We start from the raw sequence: 572 nt of genomic DNA on the forward strand, positions 1-572 counted from the left end.
GTGTGGATGGATATCTGGTCATGGTATACGGTCCTGATTCCATAGAGTTCTTCGCATTCAGCCACAAAAGAAGTTAGTTTTGTGTATAACCGGGCCTGATTTTTCGTAATAGCCCGTTTCCATACAAATGTATATTTATTGGCTGCCGATTCAATCTTGGTGCCATCAATAAAAATGGTCTTTCCCGAAATCTCACCAAGAAGATAGAGCAGATCTGACATTTGGGCAAGCAGAACCTTTGCGCAGGCAGAAAAATGTAGGGAGATAAAACGCGCAATCGTTGCATGATCAGGAGCAGGCATTCCTTCAAGGAGATACATAAAGTTGATATCCCGTTTACATGCTTTTCTGATATCTCGACTTGAGTAGATTCGATTCATTGCTGCATAGATAACGAGTTTCAGCATCTGACGCGGCGTTGCCTGATTTTTTCTGATCCTGCCATAAGTTTTATATAGTTCAGAAAGGTCCATTTCCTCCACAAAGGCACTTACCAGACGAACTGGATCATCAGATGGAATAGAAATCTCTAAATCCAGCGGAAGTTTGATTTGATAATACAGCGAAAATGA

At 41.3% G+C, this 572-nt stretch carries 1 protein-coding gene; it reads right to left on the reverse strand.

The genetic code is table 11. The features are described 5' to 3' along the window. On the reverse strand, positions 1-563 hold a 563-nt coding region (locus WMO41_RS15855; RefSeq protein WP_349230599.1), incomplete at its 3' end, for a transposase. Positions 564-572: the final 9 nt, after the last annotated feature.

It is taken from the genome of Ventrimonas faecis (genome assembly GCF_040096075.1).
Classification (GTDB): Bacteria; Bacillota; Clostridia; order Lachnospirales; family Lachnospiraceae; genus Brotaphodocola; species Brotaphodocola faecis.